This window comes from Salmonella sp. FC25216, from assembly GCF_057751355.1.
In genome coordinates, this window is the sequence record NZ_JBDGON010000042.1 from 1 (window position 1) to 354 (window position 354).

General features: G+C 55.4%; 1 tRNA gene and 2 rRNA genes. All 3 read right to left on the reverse strand.

From position 1 onward, the window contains the following. Positions 1-5: 5 nt before the first annotated feature. Positions 6-121, reverse strand: a 5S ribosomal RNA gene (gene rrf, locus AC3G3F_RS23895). A 39-nt stretch (positions 122-160) separates the two neighbouring features. Continuing rightward, positions 161-236 (reverse strand) — tRNA-Thr (locus tag AC3G3F_RS23900). Positions 237-250: 14 nt separating this feature from the next. Beyond that, positions 251-354, reverse strand: a 5S ribosomal RNA gene (gene rrf / locus AC3G3F_RS23905); the annotation flags it as partial.

A 354-nucleotide genomic window follows, 5' to 3' on the forward strand; every position in this document is an offset into this window, starting at 1 on the left:
TTGATGTCTGGCAGTTCCCTACTCTCGCATGGGGAGACCCCACACTACCATCGGCGCTACGGCGTTTCACTTCTGAGTTCGGCATGGGGTCAGGTGGGACCACCGCGCTACTGCCGCCAGACAAATTCTTTTTTAAATACCGAACTTTAACCGTATTAAGTGGTGCTGATACCCAGAGTCGAACTGGGGACCTCACCCTTACCAAGGGTGCGCTCTACCAACTGAGCCATATCAGCACACTAAATTTGATGCCTGGCAGTTCCCTACTCTCGCATGGGGAGACCCCACACTACCATCGGCGCTACGGCGTTTCACTTCTGAGTTCGGCATGGGGTCAGGTGGGACCACCGCGCT